The 26,777-nt window shown below is 52.7% G+C and carries 21 protein-coding genes; 13 read left to right on the forward strand and 8 right to left on the reverse strand.

Annotated elements, in window-relative coordinates:
• Positions 1–21: 21 nt before the first annotated feature.
• Positions 22–603: a TetR/AcrR family transcriptional regulator gene (locus tag MUG09_RS04760; protein ID WP_244773954.1), complete on the reverse strand. Its 582-nt coding sequence runs from the start codon at positions 601–603 to the stop codon at positions 22–24.
• 124 nt (positions 604–727) lie between these two features.
• On the opposite strand from MUG09_RS04760, the gene MUG09_RS04765 reads away from it, so the two are divergent.
• The gene (locus tag MUG09_RS04765) at positions 728–2,803 is read left to right on the forward strand and encodes a glycoside hydrolase family 88/105 protein (RefSeq protein ID WP_244773955.1); all 2,076 of its coding nucleotides are present in this window, start codon (positions 728–730) and stop codon (positions 2,801–2,803) included.
• Here the strand turns inward: MUG09_RS04765 and MUG09_RS04770 are convergent.
• The 5 genes from MUG09_RS04770 to MUG09_RS04790 form a co-directional block, all read right to left on the reverse strand.
• Positions 2,800–3,648: a carbohydrate ABC transporter permease gene (locus MUG09_RS04770; RefSeq protein WP_244773956.1), complete on the reverse strand. Its 849-nt coding sequence runs from the start codon at positions 3,646–3,648 to the stop codon at positions 2,800–2,802. The genes MUG09_RS04765 and MUG09_RS04770 overlap by 4 nt on opposite strands.
• Before the next feature lies 1 nt (position 3,649).
• A complete protein-coding gene (locus MUG09_RS04775; RefSeq protein ID WP_244773957.1) occupies positions 3,650–4,564 on the reverse strand; it encodes a carbohydrate ABC transporter permease in 915 nt (304 codons plus the stop codon).
• Positions 4,565–4,629: 65 nt separating this feature from the next.
• A complete protein-coding gene (locus tag MUG09_RS04780) occupies positions 4,630–5,907 on the reverse strand; it encodes an ABC transporter substrate-binding protein (RefSeq protein ID WP_244773958.1) in 1,278 nt (425 codons plus the stop codon).
• A 313-nt stretch (positions 5,908–6,220) separates the two neighbouring features.
• Positions 6,221–6,784 carry an elongation factor P gene (gene efp, locus MUG09_RS04785; RefSeq protein ID WP_244773959.1) on the reverse strand — a complete coding sequence of 188 codons (564 nt, stop codon included), beginning with the start codon at positions 6,782–6,784 and terminating at the stop codon, positions 6,221–6,223.
• An 18-nt stretch (positions 6,785–6,802) separates the two neighbouring features.
• Positions 6,803–7,795 (reverse strand): EF-P lysine aminoacylase GenX, encoded by a 993-nt coding sequence (locus tag MUG09_RS04790; protein ID WP_244773960.1) that lies wholly within the window; start codon positions 7,793–7,795, stop codon positions 6,803–6,805.
• A gap of 67 nt (positions 7,796–7,862) precedes the next feature.
• Between MUG09_RS04790 and mnmE the strand changes: the two genes are divergently transcribed.
• From mnmE to guaA, 12 genes are all read left to right on the forward strand, one after another.
• Positions 7,863–9,191: a tRNA uridine-5-carboxymethylaminomethyl(34) synthesis GTPase MnmE gene (mnmE, locus tag MUG09_RS04795; protein WP_244773961.1), complete on the forward strand. Its 1,329-nt coding sequence runs from the start codon at positions 7,863–7,865 to the stop codon at positions 9,189–9,191.
• Position 9,192: 1 nt separating this feature from the next.
• Positions 9,193–11,004 (forward strand): tRNA uridine-5-carboxymethylaminomethyl(34) synthesis enzyme MnmG, encoded by a 1,812-nt coding sequence (gene mnmG / locus MUG09_RS04800; RefSeq protein WP_244773962.1) that lies wholly within the window; start codon positions 9,193–9,195, stop codon positions 11,002–11,004.
• On the forward strand, positions 10,994–11,653 hold the full coding sequence (gene rsmG, locus MUG09_RS04805; protein WP_244773963.1) for a 16S rRNA (guanine(527)-N(7))-methyltransferase RsmG: 660 nt from the start codon (positions 10,994–10,996) through the stop codon (positions 11,651–11,653). Before mnmG ends, rsmG begins: the two co-directional genes overlap by 11 nt.
• 48 nt (positions 11,654–11,701) lie before the next feature.
• Positions 11,702–14,533: a DNA translocase FtsK gene (locus MUG09_RS04810; protein ID WP_244773964.1), complete on the forward strand. Its 2,832-nt coding sequence runs from the start codon at positions 11,702–11,704 to the stop codon at positions 14,531–14,533.
• Between the two features lie 12 nt (positions 14,534–14,545).
• Positions 14,546–15,358: an aminotransferase class IV gene (locus MUG09_RS04815; protein ID WP_244773965.1), complete on the forward strand. Its 813-nt coding sequence runs from the start codon at positions 14,546–14,548 to the stop codon at positions 15,356–15,358.
• A 127-nt stretch (positions 15,359–15,485) separates the two neighbouring features.
• Complete coding sequence (locus tag MUG09_RS04820) at positions 15,486–17,102, forward strand: DEAD/DEAH box helicase (protein ID WP_244773966.1); 1,617 nt, start codon at positions 15,486–15,488, stop codon at positions 17,100–17,102.
• 1 nt (position 17,103) lies between these two features.
• Positions 17,104–18,822 carry an ABC transporter ATP-binding protein gene (locus MUG09_RS04825; RefSeq protein ID WP_244773969.1) on the forward strand — a complete coding sequence of 573 codons (1,719 nt, stop codon included), beginning with the start codon at positions 17,104–17,106 and terminating at the stop codon, positions 18,820–18,822.
• Positions 18,823–18,837: 15 nt separating this feature from the next.
• Positions 18,838–19,578 (forward strand): lysophospholipid acyltransferase family protein, encoded by a 741-nt coding sequence (locus MUG09_RS04830; RefSeq protein WP_244773971.1) that lies wholly within the window; start codon positions 18,838–18,840, stop codon positions 19,576–19,578.
• A 7-nt stretch (positions 19,579–19,585) separates the two neighbouring features.
• A complete protein-coding gene (locus MUG09_RS04835; RefSeq protein WP_244773973.1) occupies positions 19,586–21,010 on the forward strand; it encodes an ATP-binding cassette domain-containing protein in 1,425 nt (474 codons plus the stop codon).
• A complete protein-coding gene (locus MUG09_RS04840; RefSeq protein WP_244773976.1) occupies positions 21,007–21,774 on the forward strand; it encodes an energy-coupling factor transporter transmembrane component T family protein in 768 nt (255 codons plus the stop codon). Before MUG09_RS04835 ends, MUG09_RS04840 begins: the two co-directional genes overlap by 4 nt.
• A gap of 13 nt (positions 21,775–21,787) precedes the next feature.
• Positions 21,788–22,309: an ECF transporter S component gene (locus tag MUG09_RS04845; RefSeq protein WP_244773979.1), complete on the forward strand. Its 522-nt coding sequence runs from the start codon at positions 21,788–21,790 to the stop codon at positions 22,307–22,309.
• Between the two features lie 58 nt (positions 22,310–22,367).
• Positions 22,368–23,921 carry a glutamine-hydrolyzing GMP synthase gene (gene guaA, locus MUG09_RS04850; RefSeq protein ID WP_244773990.1) on the forward strand — a complete coding sequence of 518 codons (1,554 nt, stop codon included), beginning with the start codon at positions 22,368–22,370 and terminating at the stop codon, positions 23,919–23,921.
• 46 nt (positions 23,922–23,967) lie between these two features.
• On the opposite strand, the gene MUG09_RS04855 is transcribed toward guaA, so the two are convergent.
• Together MUG09_RS04855 and MUG09_RS04860 are read right to left on the reverse strand one after the other, a co-directional pair.
• The gene (locus MUG09_RS04855) at positions 23,968–25,323 is read right to left on the reverse strand and encodes an MATE family efflux transporter (RefSeq protein WP_244773992.1); all 1,356 of its coding nucleotides are present in this window, start codon (positions 25,321–25,323) and stop codon (positions 23,968–23,970) included.
• A gap of 77 nt (positions 25,324–25,400) precedes the next feature.
• Positions 25,401–26,681 (reverse strand): MFS transporter, encoded by a 1,281-nt coding sequence (locus tag MUG09_RS04860; protein WP_244773994.1) that lies wholly within the window; start codon positions 26,679–26,681, stop codon positions 25,401–25,403.
• Positions 26,682–26,777: the final 96 nt, after the last annotated feature.

Here is a 26,777-nt window from a genome sequence, read left to right on the forward strand (position 1 = left end):
CATCCCTTGCCATCCGATGCATTACATTACGGAGAACAGGGTGATAAGCGTGTTGACGATGGGCGTGGCTTGATTGGTGAGACTGGTGCTCGCTCCTTGCAGGTGCCAGCGGGAAACAGAAAGACGAATTGAACCGAAGGTGATGACGGCAAGCTGGCGGGGGTCGAGATCCGAACGGCAGGCACTTTTTTCAATTGCTTTCTCAAAGAATTGAACCAAGCGAGCCAGATTGCCCTCCATGAGGGAAAGCAACTCAGTTTGCAGCTGCGGATCCACATTGAAGGTTTCTTCTGCAAACAACAAGAGGGTGAAGGCTGTATTGTGCTCCAACAAGGTAAAAAGTTCAGAAAAAAATGCACGCAACGCTTCAAACTCAGGTGCTTCAGATTCGAACAGGGCATCGAATCGGGGTGAAAGCATTGCATTGAGATACGCCAGAATGGCCTTGAGAAGTTCGTGCTTGCTCTCAAAATGGCGATAGACCGCCGCCTCGCTGACGCCGATTGCCGATGCAACGTTTCGTATGGTAAGTTTCTGAATTCCATCGGTAGCGGTGAGCTTGATGGCTGCTTCTATCAATTCCAACTGTCTGGGGGTTTGCATCCTCGGCTCCTTTGTAAGTTAACGATGACTAACGTACAGCAATTTGGTTCGTTTGGCAAGAGGAATCACTCAATTTTTCACCAATTTCCTTGCCTCTCTACGCTCTTGAGGGGATACTATGTTTATGGACAGTGCAAAAAGTATGGCAAATGCCAGTGAATTTCAGAGTACAAAGGCTATCGTGGAGCGCTATCTCTCACTGCATGCAGAAGGTTCGTATACTTATCGTCCCTTCATGAAAAAAGGCATCTACCGCGGCAGTGATTACCGCTATCATGCCGATATGCATCAGCTGCTTCCGTCGGCAAAGCTTGGAACCTTTTCCTACCTGTGGGGGACGTATGAGGCCGCAGATGCGATGAAACTCCGTTTCGCCCTTATTCCCTATGGACCGGTACAAGTCTACGTAAACGGATTTCTTGAGGCGCGCAGCGATATATTCAGTGAGCGCTACCATTCCAAGCAGATCTTCGACCTTCCCATGCAAAAAGGAACCAACGAGTTGGTTCTGGTTTGCGAGAACACCAGCGGAGGTTTTGGATGTGAGTTCGGAACCTGGGTGGGAAAACTTGATTACTACTTTCTTATGCCATCCATCTATCCTGCCATGGAAGGGATTTGTTACTCAGAACCACAAGTAACCCTGCTTGAGACTGTCCATCCCGAAGCATTGAAGAACCTGACCTGGCGACCCGAACTTCCTGATTTTTCCGCTGCCCATATTGACCTTGCAGAGGTGTTTCCCCACGCAGCTGATGACGAGTGGGCGGTCGTGGTTACTTCCTTCTCTGTTGCAAAGGACACGTGGTGCAACCTCAGCTGCAACTCTGAACTTGCACTCGATGGGCAGAGCGTCAGCAGTTCAGTGGAAGTGAAAAGCGGCACACATACCCTGACACTCTATGCCAAGATAGGAGAGGGAGTGGATTTGCATATCACCGATGCGAAGAAAGGCAATATACTTTCCTTGATGCATCCCGTGTTGGGTTCTGAATCGGCATATCACTATGCCATTGCAGGGCCTTTTGCTGTAAGGCCGAAGGGTTTTCCGGTAGAGTTCACCAAACCCTTTTCCACCTCGAATGGATTGGATTTCTGGCGCTTGGAGGGTGGTGAAACCTATCTGAGAATGTACAACGACAATGTTCTGTTCGGACATTGGAACTATCCATTGGGAGTCACCCTCTATGGTTTGGTGGAAACCGAGCGCATGCTGAGGGATCTGGACCCTGAGTTGTCGGTGCAGATTCATGCATACCTGAAGCGTCATATACAAGCCAGCATCGATACCTATGAGTATGCCATGTGGGATAAAGACACTCTTGGGGGTGCGACCGCCGTCCATCATCTGATGACCAGTCTGGATAGTCTGGACGACTGTGGCAGCTTTGGATCGACCTTGCTTGAGATAGCGAAGGACCACGAGCTCTCAGGGTATGAGTCGCTGGTTGCCGTGGTGGGCGATTATATCTGCAAAACCCAGCCGCGGTTGGCCGATGGTACCTTTTTCCGCACCGGCCTCATGCACGAGTTCCATGAGAATACACTGTGGGTGGATGATCTGTACATGTCAGTCCCGTTTTTGTGCCGCTATTCCGGCTATAGTGGCAATATGGAACACTTGGATGACGCTGTTCAACAGTTCTTCGGCTTTGCCAAGTATTTGTACATGCAGGATAAGAATCTGATGAGCCACGTCTACGACTTCGACCGCAACATCGCCACCGGCATTCCCTGGGGACGGGGAAACGGCTGGGCTCTCTTCAGCCTTAGCGAGCTGTTGATGGTCCTGCCGCAGTCGCATCCGAAAAGAAAGTCTCTTATAGATCTGTTTAGAAATCTCAGCAGCGGGTATCTGAAATTGCAGGATGAGATGGGGCTGTTTCATCAGGTGCTGAACATGAAGGAGAGCTACCAGGAAAGCAGCTGCACCGCCATGTTTGCCTGTGCCTTCTCCCGAGGTATCCGAAACGGCTGGTATGAAGATCCCGCTGTGTACCGGGAGGGGTGCATCAGAGCTTGTGAAGGGCTCAAAAAGATGGCCATCGATACCGACGGCCATGTCTGGGGAGTGTGCAGGGGTTCTGAGTTCTCCTGTTCCAAGCACTACTATGCCGAGCAGCTGTTGCCCCGCCTGGATGATACCCATGGAATAGGAATCATCCTGCTCGCACTCTGCGAGCGGATGAAGCTCGACTAGCCCTTCAAGCCCGTAGTCACCAAGCCCTGCACGATATACTTCTGGAAGATCAGGAAAATGACCAAGACCGGAAGCAGGGTGAGCGTTCCCATGGCGAAAATCGCCGACCAGTCGGTGGAAGTCATGGGATCGCTGAACATGCGTAGGGCAAGGGAGACGGTGAACAGCCTGGGCTTGTTCAAGAAGAGCAAAGGTCCCAAGAAGTCATCCCATCGCCAGTAGAAACTGAAAATGGTGCTGGTGATGACTGCAGGTTTTATCAGGGGAAAGAGAATCCTGGAGTAGATCATAAAGCGGTTGCAACCGTCGATCTTTGCCGAATCATCCAATTCATAGGGAATCTGACGGATGAACTGCACCATCAGGAAGATGAAGAAGGGAAGTCCTGCAAACTGGGGAATGATCAGGGGTTTGAAGCTGTTGATCCACCCAAGCTTATGGAAAATGATGAATTGGGGGACCATGACCACCTGGTAGGGAATCATCATGGTCATGAACATGCAGCCATACCAGAATGAGCGCCCCCGGAAGGGCACCCTGGCAAATCCATACGCCACCAGAGAGGAGGCGATTACCGAGCCGATGGTGGAAATGATCGTGTAGTAGAAAGAGTTGTAGAAGAAGGTGGAGAAGGTAACCGAATTGTTGAACCTCCATCCCCGTGCATAGTTGTCAAAGCGGAAGGTTTCGGGGATCAAGGAACTGGTGTTGAAAATGTCGGCATTATCCTTGAAGGAGTTGGAAACCATCCAGAGAATCGGATAGAGCATGATGAAGCCAAGCAGGATAACCACAATGTGGAATACTGTCTGGCCGAGGATGTGCTTGATCTTATAGTTGGTCATCTTATTTTCCCTCCTTGGCTTCATAGAAGACCCAGGAGCTGGAGGTCTTGAAGACAATGCCGGTCATCACGCCGATGATCAATACCAAGACCCACGCCATGGCACTGCTGTAGCCCATGTTGTAGAACTTGAAGGCTCGCTGATAGAGATACAGTGCATACACCAGCGTTGAGTTGAGCGGGTCGCCCGATCCCCCGGAGACCACGAAGGCCTGGGTGAAGACGGTAAAGCCGTTGATCAGCTGCATGACCAGGTTGAAGAAAAGAACCGGGGTGATTTGCGGGACGGTGATGTTGAGGAACTTTCTGAAGGAGCCCGCACCATCGATGGATGCAGCCTCATACAGTTCCTTGGGTATCTGGCGAAGGCCTGCCAGGAAAATGAGCATGGAGGATCCAAACTGCCAGATTGCAAGGACAATGAGTGTCCATATGGCGGTATCGGGATTTCCGATCCACGAATACTCAGTGATGATGCCGATTTTTGCTAAGGCGGCGTTCAAGGCACCGTCGGCCATGAAGAGCCTGCGCCACATAACAGCTACTGCAATCGAACCTCCCACGAGGGAAGGCACGTAGTAGACTGCCTGATAGAAACGGATGGCGCGTGTGCCGCGGTTGAAAAGCATTGCGACGAAGAATGCGAAAATCAGGCGAAGCGGTACTGATACAAATGCATAGAAGAAGGTGACTTTCAAGGATTGCCAGAAAAGCTGATCACCGGCCATCCTCCTGAAGTTGTTCAACCCATTAAAGACTGGATCTCCGAGGATGTCATAGTCTGTGAAGGAATAATAGAGCGAGAAGAGGATGGGTATGATGGAGAAGGCTACGAATCCAAGCAGCCAGGGACTGATGAATGCATACCCGGCGGCATCTTCCATCAGGGTTCTGGTACGTCTGTTGATGTGCTTCATGGAGGCTCCTTGAAGTATACAGGGAGACCTGCAAAGGCAGGCCTCCCGACTAACGTGAGGATGAGCTATTTGAGAATCTGATTTCCCTGGGTCATGATCTTGGAAACCCCAGCATCCAAGCTTACGCGCTTGTACAGGATTTCCTGGGTTACGTCACGGACCATCTTCAGGAATTCACCGGAGGCAGTAGGATCGGGAGGATCAATCGGCCCTGCATTCTTGGATGCGAGGCTGATGTAATCGAAGATCTGCTTGTTGATTGCATCGACCTTGGTGGACATATGGTCGCGCACATCATCAGGAATCGGAACACCGCGTTCGCCCATCAGCATATCGTTGACAGAGATGTCATTGAGGAAGTAGTTGAGGAACTTGGCGGCCGCTTCAGGATTCTCGGCGGAAGCGGGGATGGAGAAGAACATCGAGGGCTTGAGGAAGGTTCCCTTGGCCTTTGCGTTCTTGATGTTGGGCAAGAGGGCCAGCTTGAGCGGACGCTTTGCTGCAGCTTGGGTGGAGACGAACTGGTTAGACCAGATAAACTCTACCCATGAACGACCCTTGGCAAATTCACCCTCTTCGGGGGTGACGGTGACAAAGGCGACTTCAGGACGAATGAGTGCACCGGCGTCGAGCAGTCTGAGCTGGATGGCGTAGAACTCGCGCAGGGCGGCAGGGTCGGTGAAGCCCAAGCCGGACTTGCCGAATGTTGCAGCTCCGGTCTGGCGGATCATGTTGTCGAATCCTACCTTCGGATCGGTGGTGAAGAACGGAATGGTCTGAACGCCGGTCTTGCGGTAGACCTCGAGGGCGATCCTTTCAAAGTCTTCCCATGTCCAGGTAGCACTGTCGGGTTCGGCGATGCCGGCCTTGGCAAGCACTGCCGGGTCGTAGGTCAGACAGACAGCGTTGGTTCCGAGGCTGATACCATAGAGCTTGCCGTCCACTCTTCCGCCGGAGAGGAAGGAGTCATTGATCTTGGACAGGTCGATGATGCCTTTCTGGATGTACGGGGTGAGGTCAGCGAGCTGATTGCGGGATACCCACTGCAGCATGTACGCATAGTCGTGCTGCATCAGATCAGGAAGACTCCCTGCAGCGGCCTGGGTGTTCATCTTGTCCCAGTATCCGCCCCAACCGGTGGTCTCGGTCTCGATCTTGATCTCGGGATACTTTGCCATGAACATGTCGGCGGCTTTCAACGTGCGTTCATCGCGAGTGGGGTTTCCCCACCAAGCCAGGCGCATGGTTCCACTTGTGCTCGCTTCAGCTGCAGGCTGGGCAAAGATAAAACTTGGCACCAGAAGCATGCATGCGAGTGCGATAATGAGAAGATTCCTTTTCATGTACGTTCTCTCCTTTTTTCTTCGTTTCTGACTCTATTTTCATCCGGTTTCCCCAGAATCAAATACCCTTAGGACATACGTATCACATACTATACAGGTATAGTGTGACAGATATTTTGGATTCCGCAATAACTGAATAGTCAATTTTTAGCACAATTTTGTCAGCATAGAGGCGGATTTGTTTCTTTTTCAGGAATTTTTCACTAACAATTATGCAATCGGGAAGTTGTGTTAGAGAACGGATGTGTCACAACACATAAAAGAACCTCCAAACACGAGGTTCGGAGGTTTCTGGATACTGAAAAGAATCCTGTCAGCTATTCACTCGTTCAAGGTATTCCTTGGTTTCCGTGTTCACCCGGATTTTCTCACCCTGCTTGATGAAAATGGGAACGCGTACCTTCAAGCCGGTTTCGGTGGTGATGTACTTGGTTGCTCCCTGCACGGTGTCGCCCTTGACGGCTTCCTCGGCTTCTGCTACCAGGAAGACCACCTTCGGGGGGACTTGGATTTCCAACAACTGGGCTTCCCAAAAAGTGCAGCGGTAGGTCTCTCCGTCCTTCATCAGGTACTGGTAGTCGGGGAAGTTGCCCATCGGCACTTCAATCTGCTCGAAGTTGTCGGTCAACATCAGGTGAAAGTTCTCCCCATCGTTGTACAGATACTGGCAGTCCCTATCGACTACGGTGATATCCTCGGCGTTGTCCTGGCTCTTCATCGTTTCTTGGAGCGTCTGACCGGTGGAAGGGCTCTTCAGCTTCAGGCGAACGAAGGCGGAACCTTTTCCGGGGTTTACGAATTCACGGTCGACAACAACAAACGGCTGTCCTTTGATCAACAAGGCGGTTCCCTTATCGATTTGACCTGCTTTAATCATGCTCATTACCTCGTATATTTACAAATTGCGCGTATTGCCACTCTTCAGCATACCAGAAAGGGGAAAAAGAATCACCCCCTGCAGGTCGGTTTTTCCCATCAGCAGCATCTGCAGCCGATCAAGCCCGATGGCAACACCCGAGCAAGGGGGCATGGAGGAGAAAACCGAGGCCAAATCAGGGTCTATATCAGGAATTACCGTCCCGCTTTCCTCACGTTTTTGTACCAACTTTGCATACTCGTCCCGATAGTAGTTCTCAATCGTTGTCTGGTCGCGGTCCTCATCGTAACAGTTAGCCACCTCGACTCCTTTCACGTAGAGTTCCCACCGCCGCCTGTATGCGCCTTCCTGTTTGGCAAGGCATTCGATCTGCTTGGGGTAACGCTCCAGTACAAGCGGACGGTCCTGAGGAAGGTTGGGTTCGACAAAGGTCAGAAAAATTCGGTTGAACGTCTCCTCCCAGCTCTCCGGTTCATCAGGAACGCTCAGGCCCAGCCTGCGTGCTTCATCGGCGAGGGAGGATTGTTTCTGGTGTTTGTCCAAGTCCACTCCGGCATAGGTTTGCATCGCTTGCGCCACCGTGAGGCGGGCGAACGGGGGGCACAGGTACTCTGCAGCATCGTCGGTAAGCAGGGATGCGAACAGCTCTTCGGTGATTCGAATCGAATCCTCATCATCGGCGCCCACCGTATAATATTCCAACATGGAGAACTCCGGGTTGTGGATATGCCCGAGCTGCTCGCTGTTGCGGAAACAGTGGCTGATCTGATAGATGCTTCCCCAGCCCTGGGCGATGAGCTGCTTCATGAATATTTCAGGGGAGGGAACCAGATACAACTCGACAGAGGGGAGAAAGGGATTTTGAAACCTGGTGGCGAAGTTCTCGATGGTGGACTCGGGAATGAGGGAGGTTGAGAGTATCGGTGTGTCGACTTCGGTGTAATCGCGTCCGTCGAAAAAGGTGCGGATGGTACGGTACATGGCCGAGCGAAATTGTGCTGCTGCTTTCATGAGCGAATCATAGCCAAAGCTCTGCTTGTGTTGCAAGTGTCGCTGTCGCTGCAGTATACTCGCCAGTATGAAGCGATACGTTACTGACGACATCATCTATGCCCTTGCAACGGCTTGGGCGCAGAGTGCCTTGGCGGTGGTCAGGGTCAGCGGGGATGGGTGCAGAATCCTCCTTTCTACTCGGTTCTCCCGGCCCAAAGCCCTCCTGGATGCTGCTAATGCAACCTTGGTGCACGGCTATTTGATCGATGAGAACGGCTTGGCAATCGATGAGGTTGTTGCTGCTGTATATACTGACGGCCACGGCTATACAAAAGAAGAGTCCGTGGAACTCACCTGCCATGGTTCACTTGCTGTGATCAAGGAAATTCTGGCGCTTTTCAATCGTTTGGGCATGCGCAGCGCGGAAGGCGGAGAGTTCACTTTTCGTGCCTTTTTGCATGGCAGGCTGGACCTGACCCAGGCCGAAGCGGTACAGGAACTGGTCTCCAGCCAGAGCCAACGCTCACGCTCCCTTGCGTTGGGCCGATTGGAAGGGAGCCTTCGCAGCCGGATATCCGCCATGAAGGAACAGTTGCTGGGTATTGTTGCAGCAGTTGAAGTACAGCTCGATTATGCAGAGGATGAGTTGGATGAATTTGTCTTTCCCCGATTGCAGTTGGTCGACCTCATCAAGCAAATCAAGGATTTGTCGGGTACCTACCAAATCGGCCGATTGTACCGCACAGGTGCCCGCATTGTCCTGGCTGGTTCCACCAATGCCGGCAAGAGTTCACTGTTCAATCTCTTGTTGAAACAGGAACGGTCCATCGTCAGCCCGGTTCGCGGTACGACGCGGGACTACATCGAGGCAGACATGGATGTACATGGGATTCCGATTCGCTTGTACGATACTGCAGGATTGCGGGAAAGCGATGACGCCATCGAAAACGAAGGGATTAGAAGGACCGAGCGTCTTATCGGACAGGCTGACTTGGTGGTGTATCTGGTGGACAGCACCGAGCTCGGCCATGTTCCCGAGGAGGATGAGCGAACCTTGGTTGTCTACAACAAGAGCGACTTGGTCAAACCTCCCATGGGCAGGATGGCCATCAGCGCCCAGACCGGCGAGGGGGTTCTTTCCTTGTTGGATGAGATTGCCAAACGCTTGGCCAAGGGCAGTGTGGCAACCGGCGATGAACAGGTGGTTATTGAATCAGAGCGGCAGTACACCTTGCTTGAGAATGCAGCCCAGGCTTTACAGCGCTCCTTGGTCCTTGTCGATCAGGATATCCCGCTGGATATTACCGCAGTGGAATTGGGCGAAGCGCTACAGAATCTCGGGGAGCTGACCGGTGAAGTGACACCTGCCGATATTCTGCAAAAGATTTTCAGCGGATTTTGTGTAGGAAAATAATATGGATTATGATGCAATAGTTGTGGGGGGCGGCCACGCCGGAATCGAGGCGTGCCTCGCCCTTTCAAGAATAGGATTTTCGACTCTTTTAATCACCCAGAACCTCGATACCATCGGCAAGCTCTCATGCAATCCTGCAATCGGGGGATTAAGCAAGGGCAATTTGGTGCGGGAGGTTGATGCCCTCGGCGGTGAGATGGCGCACCTGATCGATCACTCCATGATCCAGTATCGCATTCTCAACCGCAGACGCGGTCCTGCCGTGCAGGCTCCCCGAGCCCAAGCGGACAAGTTCACCTATGCACGCCTTGCAAAGGAGACGCTGGAAGCCCAGTCCAACCTTGCCTTGTTCATGGATACGGTGGTGGACATTCTTCTCGATGACCACAATGCCCTGGTAGGGGTGGTGACCGAGAGACGGCATACCATTACCTGCAAGGTGATGGTCCTGACCACCGGTACCTTCATGGAAGGCCGTATTTTCATCGGCGAGTACGATGCTTCAAACGGACGGCTGGATGAGCCGGCCGCCATCGGGTTGGGCAGTGCCCTGCGCAAAAAGGGCTTTCCGGTAGGGAGACTGAAAACAGGCACCCCTGCACGGGTCAGGCGCTCGAGCCTGGACTTTGACAGAATGGAAATCCAGGACGGGGAAGAGACGATGATGCCCTTCAGTTTCGACTATGACAGCGTCGATCGGCCGGCTCTCCCCTGCTATATCACCTGGACCAATGATAATACGCACCGGATCATCAGGGAGAACATCCATCGTTCCCCGTTGTACGGCGGAAAGATCGTCGGCAAGGGACCGCGATACTGCCCTTCGATCGAGGACAAGGTGGTCAGGTTCCCAGACCGTGAACGCCACCAGATATTTGTCGAACCAGAGGGTGTGGGGACTGAAGAGATGTATCTGAACGGAATCTCCTCCTCACTTCCTGAGGATGTGCAGCATGCATTCATCCACAGTATTGCAGGGCTTGAACACGCCCAGATCATGCGTCCTGCATACGCGGTCGAGTACGATTTCATCGATCCCCAAGCACTTTTCCCCTCACTGGAGAGCAAGCTGGTGGAGAACCTGTTCATCGCCGGGCAGACCAACGGCACCAGCGGGTACGAGGAGGCGGCATGCCAGGGCCTGATGGCCGGCATCAATGCGGCGCAGAAGCTCAAGGGTGAAAAACCCTTGGTGCTCAGTCGCAACGAGGCTTATACCGGTGTTCTCATCGATGACTTGGTCACGATGGGGACGCAGGAACCCTATCGCATGTTTACCAGCCGTGCTGAATATCGCTTGAACCTACGCCACGACAGCTGTGACCAGCGGCTCACGGCCAAAGGGTTCTCCGTCGGGTTGCAGAAGCAGGAAGCACTGGATCGCCTGAAGGATAAACTGTCAAGAATGGATGCAGTGAAAGACCTGCTTCGTGCGCGAAGGTACGAGGAAAAGAGCGCCCTTCAGGCTTTGAAAATGCCCGAGGTGACCATTGAGGATGTCTCCAAGCGGATTCCTGAATTACAAGCATTTGAAGAACCGATTCTCTACCAGGTTGAGCTCGATGTGAAATACGAAGGGTATATCAACCGCCAGGATCGGCAGATCAGCAGGTTTGAGAAGTTGGAGAGCCTTCTGATCGACGAGAAGTTGGACTGGGATGCCATCGAAGGGTTGAGTGCCGAGGGCAAGGAGAAACTGAAGAAGGTCCGCCCGCTTTCAGTTGGACAGGCGACAAGAATCAACGGGGTGCGCAACAGCGACATTGCAGTCCTTATCGTACATCTCGACCGGGGAGGGAGACATGGCAGGTAAGTATCGGAAATTGCTTGACGAGGGCCTTTCTTCCCTGTCATTGGATCTGGACCAGGGCCAGAGAGAGCAGCTCGATGCCTATATTGCAGAGCTGGAACTATTCAACCCCGTCTATAAGCTGGTGGCGGCACAAGGGGAAGACCTTGTGATTCGTCATATTTTTGACAGCCTGAGCGGTGTCCAGACACTTCGTGCACTCTCTGCAGCATATCCTTCCTGCAGGATTGCCGACTTCGGTTCGGGTGCCGGTCTTCCCGGCATCCCTCTTGCCATCGCATTGCCGTCCTGTTCCTTCACCCTTGTGGAAAGAATGGGAAGAAGAGTCGATTTTCTACGCAACGCCCTGCTTCGTGCCTCGCTCTCCGACAGGGTCCAGGTTGTTGACAGGGATTTGAAGGAAGTGAAGGACCGTTTTGAAATCATTACGTTCCGGGCCTTCCATCCTCTTGCCGACATCCTCGATGTTGTTGCCGACCTGCTCTCTGAAGACGGGTATGTATGCGCCTACAAGGCAGTGCAGGAGCAAGTGGAAGAGGAGCTTGTCCAGGTAAAGCGAACGTGTAAAAGTTCCTGGACAGCGAACTTTGTACCTTTGCAGGTGCCCCGCCTGGAGGCAAGCCGTATGCTTTGCCTCCTGCAAAAGATTTGATACCATTTTGCAAATGGGGTGTTTACCGAATTTAGGGAGGAGGTTCTTGTGAAGGGAAGGAAGGGTCGATTGTCATTGGTTTTAGGAGTCAGTTGCCTGACAGCATCACTTTTGGTGACTGCTCTCATCGTGCTGCCGCTTTTGGGAGTGACCAATACGCTGTTGGTGCAGGTGCATGCACTTGTAAGCCGCATCTTCTCCTTCACCATCGTTCCTTCCCGCTTCGGACTGGCCCCGCTTGCTTTGCTGCTGCTTATCTGGAGCATCATGATCTTCAGCTTCCGCTCCAAGAAGCATTTCTCGTATATCCTCATCCCGCTCACAGCCGTCATGACCTACACCCTGTACACCCTTTCCCACCTGTTGCAGGAGAGCAGTCGTCCTTTTTTCTCAAGCGTTTTACTCTCCTCTTCAAGCGACCTGCGCAGTGCATCTTTCAAGGTGGTGTTGCTTTTCCTGGCTGAAACAGCCTTGTTCGTACTCTTTACCTTGCTCAGCGATGCCTTGGACCGGTATCGTGCAGCCAAACTGGAGCGGGAGGAACGCCGACGACAGGCCTTGGAACTGAAAGCCGAGCAACAAAAGCAGAACGAACAGAAAAAACCGAAAAAGCACTCCTTGTTCGGGAAGCGGTCAAAACGAAAGGAAGCAGCGAATGAGACCCTTGATGAGGAAGAGCATGTCACACTGGTGAAAAAGCCGGTTGTAAAGGAGACGGTTGAGGAGGGCGACGAGCTCGGTCGGCAACAGGTCAATTTCCCTCCCATCGCCGAAGTTCCTTCCTTGGGCAGCCTTTCCAAACGTCGCTCATCCGTTTCCAAGCCTTTGGAACGGGATATCATCCAGGTTGAGGAGATCCAAGTAAACGGCAAGGTCAGCATTGGAGCGTTGCACACCCTTACCGAAGAGCGAAAACGCAACAATGGTCTTTCCTATCTTGAGCGCAAGCAGCTTGAGCTTGCGCAGGCCAAGACAGAGGAGCAACCCCAACCCAAACAACCGGTGCAACTGTCGGGCTTTCTTCAAGGTGCCTTGGAAGCAGTGGGCAAGGCCCCTCATAAGAAGCATGACAAGAATATGGAGCCGAAGGGCAGGGCGAGAGGAATGCTTGCAGAGGCAGTCGAGCAGCATCAGACCAGGGCGGATGAACCCGTTCCGGTTGCTTCCAGTCAAGCCGATGATACGCTTTCCATCAGGGAGAGGATTCTGTCGGTGCAATACGAGGAGAAGCCTTCCCAACCCCTTTTTACACCGGAGGAGCCGGCCGCCAAGCCTGCCCCGCTTGTCGAGAAGAGACCTGTTGTTCAACCCACCTTTTTTGCCCAGAGTACGGCAAAGCCGATCAACGGGGGCTTCAGTGAGGATGTCCCGATGAGCGAAGAACCTGCCGTTGAAGAGGAGGACCTGCTTGAACCTGCCAGCGGGGTGGGCGGCCTTAGTGGCAGTGCCCTGATCAACCAGAGCCGCATCAGATACCAATTCCCCTCCGACTCCATGCTGGTGACCTATCCCAAGGTATCTGATGTCATCGACGAAACCACGCTCAAACGGGGGGAAGTGCTTGTAACCACGTTGCAGCAGTTCAATATCATTGTCGAGTTGGTCAATATCGTACGAGGCCCGACGGTTACCATGTTCGAGTTGCTTCCCGCTCCGGGGATACGAGTCAACTCCATCGTCAATCTCGCTGATAACATCGCCCTTGCTTTGGCCGCCACCCAGGTGCGCATCGTAGCCCCGATTCCCGGCAAGTCGGCGGTCGGGGTGGAGATTCCCAACCTAAAGCGGGACATCATCGGCTTTCGGGAGATGCTGGGCTCGCTTTCCGACGGTCTTGGCATTCCGATGGTACTCGGGCGCAACCTGATGGGAGAGCCCATCGTCATTGATGTGATCAAGGCTCCGCACCTGCTGATCGCCGGCTCCACCGGCAGTGGAAAGAGCGTCTGTGTCAATTCGCTGATTTGTTCGGTTCTCTTCAGGCGCAGCCCCAAGCAGGTGCGAATGATTCTGGTCGATCCGAAGATTGTCGAACTGAACATCTATAATGGCATTCCTCATCTGCTGACTCCGGTCATCACCGAAGCGAAGCGGACCCTCAAAGCCCTGGATTTCTGTCTGTACGAGATGGATAGACGCTACAAGCTGCTTCAGGGCATCAATGTCCGAAACATCATCGGGTACAACGAAAAGATAGAGACCAGTCGTTTGGCACGAGAGAAACTGCCGTATATTTTAGTGGTCATCGATGAGTTTGCCGACCTGATGCACCTCGTAGGCAAGGACATGGAAAGCAAAGTCAGCCGTCTTGCAGCCATGAGCCGGGCGGTGGGCATCCATTTGGTGCTGGCCACCCAGCGTCCTTCTGTAGACGTCATCACCGGTGTCATCAAGAACAACATCCCAACCCGTATTGCCTTTGCTGTAACCAGCGCCACCGACAGCCGCATCATCCTCGACGAACAGGGGGCCGATAAACTGCTTGGCAAAGGTGATATGCTCTATATGTCAAGCAGCAATCCTGCGGCTGAACGCATCCAGGGTTCCTTCCTCAGCGATCATGAGGTCGAGGAGGTTGTAAAATTCGTATCGAGTCAGGGTGTTCCCGATTTCATCGATGAGTCTTTCTTCGAGGATGAGGAACAGAAAGCCTCGGGGAGCGAAGGGGAAGATGGCGTAGATGCAAATGACGATGATGAGCTCATGCAGCGGGCATTGTCGATAGTCGTCGAGCGCAAGTGCGCATCAGCCTCCTACTTGCAGAGAAGATTGAAGATAGGGTACAACCGGGCTGCACGTCTGGTCGAACAGATGGAAGAGATGGGATATGTGGGGCCTCCCAATGGAAGCAAACCCCGCGAATTGATCAAGTATCCCTGATAGGAGGAAGCGATGGAAGGTGTTCATGCCATACATAATGGACAGGTGATTCTTGCCAAGGATGCGGTTGTCCCGGTCACGCTCAGGGAGGTCCAATTCGGTTTCTCCACCTATGAAGCCCTGAGGGTCGTCAAGGGTCATGCAGTGCATCTCGACGACCATCTGATCCGACTTGAGAACTCCTGCCGGGGCATCAAGCTCTCCCATCCCTTCACCAAGGAGCAGATCAGCACCTGGGTCTACAATCTGATCGATGTCGATGCAATCGAGCAAGCCTCCTTGAGAATTCAGCTCTATGGGGGCAAGGACCCGCAGTTGTTTGTGCTTGCATCCTCTCTGCTCTCCTATCCCGACGAGTATTATACCCAGGGAGTCGGGGCTATAACGTTTGCAGGCGAGCGCTTGTATCCTTCGTGCAAGACCGGAAATCTATTGCTCAACTACATGGCCCTTGAGCAGGCCCGCAGCCTAGGTTGCTTTGAAGCCTTGCTGGTTGACCGTCATCACAAGGTCTTGGAAGGGACGAGAAGCAATTTCTTTGCTTTCAAGGGCAAAGAGCTGTATACGGCCTCCGATGAGCAGGTGTTGCTGGGTATCACCCGAGACCGGGTGCTGAAGGCCGCCGTTCGGTTGGGATTCCGGATTGTCTTTGATGCTCCCGATGCGGATGAAGTAGGTAAAGGGGTATTTGATGAAGCCTTCATCAGCTCCACCAGCATGGCGGCCATGCCGCTTTCCAGGATAGACAGCCGTAATTTTTCTGGTTCGTATGAAAAAACCCTTGCCATCATGCGTCTTGTCAGAAGTTGGGAACTGGACGATTGATAAACTGTATCCACTGAGGTGGACAATAGTGGTAATTTCCTCTATCTTTATAGAGAAGGGTCCTTCCTCAAGGTCCCTCCTTTCTGTGTAACACAGCTATTTCTTGTAAAGGCGATATATAGTACCAATGAAATTTACTGAACTACCCTTAAGTGAGCAAGTGCTCAAAGGCATTGAGGCTGCGGGTTTCACCGATTGTACGGAAGTACAAGAAAAGGTGCTCCCGGTCAGTCTTTCCCATCGTGATGTCATGGCCCAGTCCAAGACTGGAAGCGGAAAAACCGCAGTGTATGTGCTGACCATTCTTCAGTCATTCGTCGAAGCCCAACAGAAGGGCAAAAGCAAACCCAAGGCCCTCATCGTAGCCCCTACCAGAGAACTTGCCGTGCAGATCGAGGAAGACACCCTCAAACTCGCTTCTGCAATGGATGATGTAACGGTGGGGTGTTTTTTTGGCGGTGTTGGCTACGGCAAGCAGGATGAGATTCTGGAAAAGGGGTGCGATATCTTTGTCTGTACTCCCGGTCGTATCCTGGACTACCAGAAAATGCACAAGATTGATTTCCGTCAGTTTGACATCTTCGTCGTTGATGAAGCGGACCGACTCTTCGATATGGGGTTCTACCCCGATATCCAAAAGATGTTCAGCCTGCTCAGGGGCTGCACCGAGCGGCAGACCATGCTTTTCTCCGCCACCTTGGGCACCAAGGTCCGCAACCTTGCTTGGTCTTTCATGAATGAGCCGGTTGAGCTTGAGGTGCAACCCGAGGAGATTACCGTCAAGGCAATCACCCAGGAGTTGTTTCATGTATCCAAGAGTGAGAAGTTCGGTCTCTTCCTGAAGCTGATGAAAAAAGAGGATCCTGAGAACTGCTTGATTTTCACCAATACCAAGGCCCGCTGCATTGAAGTCTCCAAGCGTCTTTCGCTCAACGGGTATCCAACCAAGTATCTGATGGGTGATATGCCGCAGACAAAACGACTTCAAACGCTCGATCGAATGAAAGAGGGGAAGATCAAGTTCCTTGTGGCCACCGACGTTGCCGCACGCGGACTGCAGATCGATGACCTTCAGTTGGTTGTAAACTACGACATCCCCGATGACTTTGAGAGTTATGTACACCGCATCGGCCGAACCGCAAGGGCAGGCAAGAGCGGCAAGTCCATCACTTTGGCCGATGAAGAGTATGTATTCAACCTGGAGCCTATCGAAAATTACATCCAGATGAAAATTCCGGTAATCTGGCCTGAAGAGGGGGACCTTCCTCAGGTTGAGGATGCAAGTGCTTCCTACTCGTTCCGTGATTTGGTGAGCAACGATGAGTATGCATCATCTCCTGCTCGTTCCAAGGGCGGTCTTCGGCCGAGAGGCAGGAAGGGTCCGCTGCCCAGGGCAAAGAGGGAAGAACGCCCGCGTATGGGTAGAAAGACAGACGAGAGCAACGAGACCAGAAACAGAAGGCCGCGCGTGGAGCAGGCTCGTCCGGCGGAGACCCGTCGCAGGAGACCAGGTTCGAAGAGCTATGCAGAGATTCAGAATCTTTCCCTCGAAGAGAGACTGGCCTACTACAAGCAGCAGTATCAAAATGAGGGAGGACAGGTCAGTCCACCTCAAACGAGCCTAGTTCCCAGAACCCCTGTAAAGAAGGCAGCTGCCGCACCTGTGGCAAAGGAGCAGGATCAGGCCAAGAAACCCGAGCAGAAACTCGGTTTCTTCGCAAGATTGTTCAGGAGGAAGAAGTAGGATGCTCAAACGGTTCATCGGCTACTACCGCCCCTACAAGGGGCTCTTCTTTCTGGATATCGGAGTGGCCGTCCTGGCCTCCGCACTCTCCATCCTGTTTCCGACATTGACCAGACAACTGCTTCGCGTCGAGATTCCTGAGAAGAATCTCGAGCATATGCTCGTCATTTTCGCCCTGATGCTGCTCATCTACATCCTGCAGGCTGTCTGCCAGTATATCCGAGTCACGTGGGGGCATATCCTGGGAGTGCGAATGGAGACGGATATGCGCAGCGAGCTGTTTGCACATTTGCAGAAACTCTCCTTCGGCTACTTCGACAAGACCAAGACCGGTCATATGATGAGCCGAATCACCAACGATCTCTTCCAAATTACCGAGATGGCCCATCATGCTCCCGAGGACCTGATCATCAGTGTGGCTACAATACTGGGTTCGTACATTCTGATGTTCAGCTACAGTCTTCCTTTGGCACTCATCTCTCTTATTCCTTTTCCAATCATGGTGTTCTACGGGGTGTATTTCGGCATGAAAATGAAGGCTACATTCCGTAAGGTCCGGACCACCGTCGCCGATGTGAACAGCAATGTCGAGAACTCGCTGATGGGCATCCGTGAAGTGAAGTCCTTCGGCAGGGAGTCCTATCAGGAGCAGAAGTTCAATCAGGTCAACGATGTGCTCCGTAACAGCAAAATGGAGCAGTACAAGGTGATGGGCCGCTATCATTCGGTCATCGGGTTTTTCCGCGAACTGTACTATTTCTGTACCATAGCCGGAGGAGCAGTACTTATTTTCATGGGCAAGGTCGAGTCATACGACCTGGTGACATTCATCCTCTATGTCGGGGTTGTGCTTCCGCCCATCGATCGACTGATCAACTTCACCGAGCAGCTGCAGCAAGGAATGGCAAGCTTCGAGCGTTTCACCCAAGTTATGGATGAACATCCCGGCATCACCGATACGAAGGACGCCAAGGATTTAAAAATCAAGAAGGGGACCGTTCGATTCGAGCATGTCTCGTTCGCTTATGAGAATTCAGCCGACTTGATTCTCAAGGATATCGATGTAACCATTCCCGGAGGCTCAACCGTAGCTTTGGTCGGAGAATCGGGTGCCGGTAAAAGCACCTTTGCCTCCCTGTTGCCACGGTTCTATGAACCCAAGCAAGGGAGAATCCTCATCGACGGCCAGGATGCCAAATACCTGAGGCAGAATTCGCTGAGACAGCATATCGGCTTCGTGCAGCAAAATATATTCCTCTTCGATGACACCATCCGGGAGAACCTGAAGTACGGCAAGGTGGATGCAACCGATGAGCAGCTCTGGGCCGCACTCGATGCTGCAAACCTTGGTACATTCGTCCGTTCGCTTCCTCATGGTCTGGATACCCAGGTCGGCGAACGAGGAACGCTGCTCAGCGGCGGGCAGAAGCAACGGATCTCCATCGCACGGGTATTCTTGAAGAATCCTTCGATTCTTATGTTTGACGAAGCTACCAGCAGCCTGGATACCGAGAGCGAGGAGCTCATCACCGAAGCGTTTGCACGTCTGTCGGTAGGAAGAACCGCCATCGTCATCGCTCACCGTCTTGCCACGATAAAAAATGCCGATTGCATCTTGGTCCTTGATGAGGGTACACTAGTCGAGTCGGGTACACATGCCGAGCTGCTTGAGAAAAACGGCCACTATGCAAAGCTGTACAAGACGCAGGACTTTTCCTAGAGCGGAGGCGATTGCATGAGAAAAATACGCATTGCATTTGCAGCATTGTTTATCATACCTATCCTGATACTTTCCTTGGTGTACGCATTCCTTCCTGCACTGTTCTTACGTCTGTTCCGGCTCAAAGAAGCGGAGAATCGTCACCTCAGGCGGTGCGGACATTTCATTGGAAACAGCATCATGTTCTTTTTGGGAATTACCGTGCATGTCGACGGCAGGGATAACCTGCCTGATGGCACCAACATCTGTTACATGGCCAATCATCAAAGTCTGCTCGATATCGTTGCCTTTGTCGGGCCGGCAAACCTTTGGGCGGCTATTCTGGCAAAGGCCGAAGTGAAGAGAATCCCCATCATCAACCTGTGGTGCTATGCTCTTGACTGCATCTTCATCGATCGTAAGAGCCCCCACGATGCCATCAAGGCAATCCTCAGAGGTGTGGAGCAACTCAAGCAGGGTAAGAGCATGCTGGTGTTTCCCGAAGGGACGAGAAGCAAGAGCGGCCGGATCGGGGAGCTTAAAAGCGGAAGCCTGAAGCTTGCAACCCGCTCAAAGACTGTCATAGTTCCCATCACCATCAAAGGAATGCGTGCAGGGTTCGAGCACTTGAAAGGTTTTGGAAGGGTGCATGCCTACTTCTCCATCGGCAAACCGATTCCAACCGCCACCCTGAGCAGTGAGGAAATTGCTTCGCTTCACGAGGTGGTTTATGGGGCCATCGCCAAACGGTTCGACGAGCTTCCCGGTCAAGTTTAGGCCCATTATGCAACACGCACTTCGGCTCTCCCATCTGCATTTCACCTACCGTTCCTGGAAGGAAGAGGTGTGCGACAGCCTATTCGTCGATCTCAACCTGGATTTGCAGGAGGGCGGCAAAACATTGTTGCTTGCCCCCTTCAACAAGGGTAAAACCACGTTGGCGAAAATTCTGTGCGGTGTCTGCCCGAAGTACTTCCCTGGTACATTACAGGGAACCATTGAATTGTTCGAGAGAGACCTCAGCACTATGGAACCTTGGGATCTGCTTGGTGTTTGTTCCTATGTTTCACAAAATCCTCAGGAACAGTTCATCGCCACCAGTGTTGAGGAAGAGCTTGCCTTTCCTCTGGAGTCGCTGGGACTCGAACGCGAAGAGATGGCACGACGCATCACTCGTGCTTTGGAGCATTGGGGTTTGGAGGATCTGAGAACTTCGAGCCAACAGGAGCTCAGCGGAGGAGAGCGCAAGCGTGTATTGCTTGCAGTCCAAGAGGTGATTCAAGCACGCTTGTGGATTCTTGACGAAGCCTTCGATGACTTGGACCAGAGGTGGCGCAACCAGCTTAAGGAGACTATACAAGCATCCGATAAAACCATTTTGGTGCTTGCAAGCAGGTATTTGGAGGAATTCACCGGTCTGTTCGACCAGGTGGTGCTGCTCGACCAGAAAGCAATCCAGAATCCCTCCCTTGATGAAATTCTTCCCAGATTCTCTCACCTTTGCGGGGACGACCTGCCCAATCCCTTGGAAGGCCAAGTGTTGGAAATGTCGAAAAAGCAAAAGCTTTCTTGTATGGATTTGGAAGCCGAACGAAAGAGGCTGAGTACCCTGCAGGGCCGGTCGTTCTCTCTGCATGTCCCTGACTTTCATATGGAGAGCGGAGAGCTTGTCACCTTGGTGGGCCCCAATGGAAGCGGCAAGAGTTCGTTTTCGCGGTTGCTGTGCGGCTTGGATGACCCGATCGGCGGTGTAATCAAACTCGACGGGCAACCGCTGGCGGGCAAGGAGCTTTCCAAAAAGGTAGGGTATCTCTTTCAGAATCCCGACTTGCAGATTTTCCTTCCAACTGTTGAAGAAGAGCTTTCCTGGTCTTTGAAACGGCGCAAGGACCTCAAAAGTGAAGAGATGAGGGCCAGGGTGGCCGAGTGTGCCGATTTGTTCGGACTCACCTTGTCTGATACGCCTTCCACCATGAGCTATCCACAAAGAAAAGCCCTGCAGGCTGCTGTTTACTTTCTCCTGGAACGACCGTTCTACATCCTTGATGAGCTTGACAGTTCCTTGACCTACTACAGCGCCCTTGCAATCATTGCACGGCTACGAAAGCGGGGAGCCGGCCTGCTACTCATCACCCACGACCGCCAGTTCGCCGCTCGGGTCGCCCAACGCAGCTACGCCATCGAGGACGGAAGGATGGCAAGCCTATGACGACCAGCACCTTTGTTGCAGGAAAGGGGTGGCTTTACCGCTTCGACCCGAGGGCGAAAATCCTCTTGATGCTGCTGCTTTGCGTATGGTTCTTCCTTCCTGTCCATCTGGTCGGCTTGTACTGTGCAGTTGCCCTGATCGTGTTCACTGGTGGATTGAATACCGGATTCTCCCATGTCTGGAAGATCTTTCGTTCAATTTTGCCCATGCTGTTGTTCATGGTGTTGTTCATGCCGTTCAATGTCCGCACCGGCCGCCCTCTTTTTTCAGTCGGATCGGTGACGATAGTCACTGAGGAGGGCCTCATGCAGGCAGCCCGGCTTGCAGGCCGGTTCATCGGCATCTCCTATGTGTGTACGCTGCTCTTTGCCACCACCATCATGAACGAGGTGATGCTCGCCCTCAGATGGTACCGTCTTCCCTATAAGGCTGGCTTGGTGGTGACACTCGCCTTCACCTACATCCCCTTCATCGCCGACAGCTTCAGTCAGATCGCAGAGTCACACCGGCTTCGGGAAGCCGACCGGGAGCAAGGGAGAAAGTTCCTGCAGCGTCTGAAGGATTTAGTGCCGACTTTGACCAGTGCCTTGGTTGTAGCGTTGCGCTCCATCCCCAATTTGGCGATGAGTCTGGAGATGCGGGGCTTCGGTCTGCAAAATCGGCGAAGTCAGTATCACAACCTTGGCTCGTATCGGCATCCCTTTACCCACTTTCTGCTTTCGGTTATCATCCCAGTAGTGCTTTGGTTGCTATGCAAAGCTTGAGGAGTGAATCATCATGCAACAGAACAGGAATGCCTTGAAGGTAGCCGTCGTCGCTGTGCTTACTGCAGTGGTCGTCGTGTTTACCATGGTTGTCCGTATCCCGACTGCGAAGGGATATCTCAATCTTTGTGATGTGGCTATTTGCTTTATAGCCTTCACATTCGGCCCTTGGTCGGCTTTCATTGCAGCCGGCTTGGGAACCGCCCTCGCCGATCTAATCAGCGGCTACGCCCAGTGGGCACCCATTTCGTTTGTGGTACATGGCGTGGAGGGTCTTTTGATTGCTCTCATCGTCCGCCGGCAGGGTGATAAGGAAGCCTCCCTGATTCGCAAGCTTTTTGCCGGACTTGTCTGTATTGCAACCGTATCCCTTGGGTATTTTGCCCTCTCTTCACTGTTTATCAGCACAGTCAGTGTTGCGGCTGCGGAGATTCCCGGCAACATTGCACAGAGCGGTGTGGGCTTTGTGCTCGGTTTAGGCGTAGCAAGCGCAGTAAAACGCGCATACCCGCCGGTACGTTCACTGGCTTGGTAGCAATTCACTCAATTTTTCGCTATACTCGCAACAAATTTCCAACAAAGAGGAACGCAGCATGCAACAATTCCCCCATGATACCATCGTAGTGCTCGACTTTGGTGCCCAATACAGCCAGTTGATAGCACGCAGGGTGAGGGAGATGCACGTCTACAGCCAGATAGTCCCCTATACCACTAGTGCGGCGGAGCTCAAGGCAATGCAACCCAAAGGAATCATATTCTCCGGCGGCCCGGCATCGGTGAGAACCGAAGGATCTCCTCGTCCGGACCAAGAGCTCTACTCATTGGGCATTCCCATTCTGGGCATTTGCTATGGGCTGCAGGTCATGAGTGTTCAAAACGGGGGCTCGGTGGAGCGGCCCGATAAACGCGAATACGGATTTGCCGATTTAAAGATTCTAAATCATGATTCTCAGTTGTTGAAGGGCATCTCCCAGAATTCAAGGCTCTGGATGAGCCATGGCGATTCGGTGAGTTCTCTTCCCAAAGGCTTCGAGCATACAGGCAGCACCGAAAACTGCACCTTTACAGTCGTTGAGAACAAGGAGAAGCAATTCTACGGTGTGCAGTTTCACCCCGAGGTCGTTCATACCGCTGAAGGGAAAACCTTCCTTGAGAACTTCGTCCTGGGTATTTGCAAGGCCCAGCCCAATTGGGACATGGGCTCCTTCATCGCAAGTGCGATTGAGGAAATTCGGGCCAAGGTGGGAGACAAGCAGGTGCTCTGCGGCCTGTCCGGTGGTGTTGACTCGGCTGTAGCCGCCGTCTTGATCCATAAGGCCATCGGCGACCAGCTTGTTTGCGTCTTTGTAAACAACGGTCTGTTGCGTAAAGGCGAGGCTGAGATGGTGCTCAAGCTTTTCAGGGACAACTATAAGATAAGGTTGCAGTATGCCGATGCACAGGAGGCCTTCCTCTCTGCTCTGAAGGGTGTGACCGAGCCTGAAGCCAAGAGAAAGATCATCGGCAAGGTTTTTGTCGATACCTTCTACAGCGAAGCCCGTAAGGCCGGCGAGATTTCATTCCTTGCCCAAGGTACACTCTATCCTGATGTAATCGAGAGCAAGAGTCCCTCCGGTGGTCCTTCTGCAACGATTAAGAGCCATCACAATGTCGGAGGTCTTCCTGACGATCTCAAGTGGGACCTGTTGGAACCGCTTCGCGAGTTGTTCAAGGACGAGGTGCGTGCCTTGGGCCGTGAGCTTGGGCTTCCCGAAGTATTGGTAACCCGCCACCCCTTCCCGGGACCGGGTTTGGGTGTCCGTTGCGTCGGTGAGGTCACCAAGGAGCGCCTGGATACCCTGCGCGAAGTCGATGCCATCTTCATCGATGAGATCCGCAAAGCCGGTCTCTATCACGATATCTGGCAGGCTCTTGCATGCCTCCTGCCTGTCAAGAGCGTCGGAGTGCAGGGAGATGAACGCACTTACGAGGAAGTCTGCTCGCTCAGGGCGGTAACCAGCGAGGATGCCATGACAGCCGACTGGTTCCGGTTCCCCCCGGATGTCCTGCAGCGCTCTGCAAGCAGAATCTGCAACGAGGTAGCCGGAGTAAACCGGGTGCTCTATGACATCACGAGTAAACCTCCCGGGACGATCGAGTGGGAGTAAACAAAGAAAGGCCCAACGTACTGAGGAAGTAGGTTGGGCCTTTCTATTACGCTGCCAGCGTCTTGATTTTCTTCACATATACCTTTCTGAAAAAGTAAATGGTGAGACCCAGTGAAGAAGTCTCAGCGATGATGAATGAATACCACAGCGCATCCAACCCGACGAAACGACCCAGCAGGTAGGCCGCCGGCAGCAGGAATATAAGCTGCCTGGTAACGCTGATGATCATGGAAATGTATCCATCGCCGGTTCCTTGGAAGAGGGCTCCCAATACAATGCAGAACCCTGCAGAGATGAAACACAGGCTGATGCGTTGCATGGCAACAACGCCTATGGCCATCATCTCATCGGTTGCATTGAACCAGCTCAGCAGGATGTGGGGGATGAATGTGAAGACGGCAAACCCGACGCTCATGATGGACAGTGATACGATGAGTCCCACTTTGACGGTACTGGTGATGCGCTTGGGTCTCTTCGCTCCATAGTTGTATCCAATGACAGGAATCATGCCGCTGTTCAGACCGAAAATCGGCATGAAAATAAATGATTGCAGTCGGAAATAGATGCCGAAAACTGCAACGGCGGAAGTTCCGAAACCGATGAGGATCTTATTCAGGTTTGTAGTCAGAATGGTTCCGATCGCCTGCATGATGATTGATGGGAGCCCGACGGCGTAGATGTCCTTCACGGTTTTCTTTTCAAGACGGAACGACGGCCGGTCGAGTACAATCTCCCGATTCTTTTTCACATAATATATGGCAAGGACAGCAGAGACATGCTGGGCGAATACAGTTGCAATGGCGGCTCCCAGCACTCCCATGCGTGGGAAGCCGAAGAGGCCGAAGATGAGAATCGGGTCGAGGATGATGTTGACGATCGCCCCGGTGCCTTGGATGATCATGGGATGGAAGGTATCCCCGGTACCCTGCAGGATGCGCTCACAGGTGATATCGATGAAGATTCCCAAGCTAAAGAAGAGACAAATTGCACTGTATTGCGTTCCCATCCTGATCAGTTCGGGGTCGCTGGAAAAGAAGCTGATGAAAGCCTTGGTGAAGAAGAGACCGATTATCGCAAAGAACACCCAGCTGATCAACGAGAGGGTCAGCCCGTTGCCTGCAGCTTTCTTTGCCGCCTCCAAATCCCTTGCACCGAGTTTCCTGGACAATAGGGAATTGACTCCGATTGATGTTCCAACACTGACGGCGATCAACAGGTTCTGCAGCGGAAACGCCAAGGTGACTGCTGTCAATGCAGTCTGGCTGTAATGAGATACAAACATGCTGTCCACTATGTTGTAAAACGCTTGGACAAGCATGCTGAGCATGACGGGAAATGACATGGACAGGACGAGTGATGGGATGGGTTTCACTCCCATTTTATTTTCTTGCAAGGCTTGCATGGGTTTTCCTTATTCTCCGAGGTATCAGAGAGTGTAGTCATATCACAGCCGCCTTATATAGTAAAGCATTCCAGGAATTACTGGTTCTTCAGGAACGCCTCAATTTCTGCCTGACCCTTTGTTTCGTCCACACGCTTGAGCAGGATGAATCCCAAAGCAAAAAGAGCAACAAGACTCACGATGCCTGAGCGGACATTTCCCGTGACCAAGGTCACAACTCCCATAAGCAGCGGACCGATGATGGCGGCAAATTTTCCAAGCATATTGAAGAAACCGAAGAACTCTGCAGAGCGCTCCTTTGGGATGAGACGGGTATAGTATGAACGGGAGAGGGCCTGGATGCCGCCCTGAAAGAGACCGATAATCACCGCCAGCAGGTAGAAGTGAAGAGGGGTGGTCATGAAGTAACCGAGGACGGCGATGATGGTATAGGCGCCTATGGCGACTTGGAGGGCTTTCTTGACTCCGATCCTGTTGCCGAAAGCCGAGTAGAGCAACGCGGAGGGAAATGCGACGAACTGGGTGATCAACAAGGCGATGATCAGCGACTCGCTGGGGAAATTAAGGCTGGTGCCGTAGTTGACGGCCATCCTGATGATGGTGTCCACCCCATCGATGTAGAGCCAATATGCCGCCAGAAAGAGTGCGATGGTTTTCAGCTGTCTGAAACTGCGAACGGTGTTGATGGTAATCCCCAGGCCTTTTTCAACAGCCTGTCGCACTCCCATTGGCTCTAGGGGCTTCTCTTCCTTCACGAGAAAGATCAGGGGCAGCGTGAAGGCTGTCCACCAGATGCCTACGATGACAAAGCAAGCCTTGATTGCGCTTTCCTGGCTGGAGAACCCGAACCATGAGGGGTTGAGGTACATCAGGACGTTTACCAAAAAGAGCAGTCCGCCTCCTATGTAGCCCAGGCTGTATCCTAGTGATGAGACATAGTCCACTTTCTTTTCAGAGGCTACAAAGGGGAGCAGCGCATCGTAGAAGGTATTGGCTCCGCTGAAACCCACCACTGCAAGCGAGTAGAAGAGGACCGCCATGGGCCAGTTGCCCATCTGCAGGACATAGAGGCTCGCCGTCATCACCGACCCGAGGAGGGCGAAGAAGGCAAGCAATCGTTTCTTGTAACTTCCCCAGTCTGCTATGGCCCCCAGAAAAGGTGCCAACAAGGCGACAATGAGAGAACCAAGTGAGTTGGCGACCCCCAAATAGAAGGTACCCTGTTCACTGCTGGCCCCCACCGCCCAATAGGCACTGAAAAAAACAGGAAAGAAGCCTGCCATGACCGTGGTTGCAAAGGCACTGTTCGCCCAATCGTAACAAGCCCAAGCCAAAATTGAACGTTTTGAGTCCTGCATGATTTCCTCTTGTACGTAGAGTAGCAGTGAACAGGCTTTCTGTCATGCATTTTCTCACACTTGCACAACAGGCTATCCTTCAATACAATACGCACT

It is taken from the genome of Sphaerochaeta associata, assembly GCF_022869165.1.
Classification (GTDB): domain Bacteria; phylum Spirochaetota; class Spirochaetia; order Sphaerochaetales; family Sphaerochaetaceae; genus Sphaerochaeta; species Sphaerochaeta associata.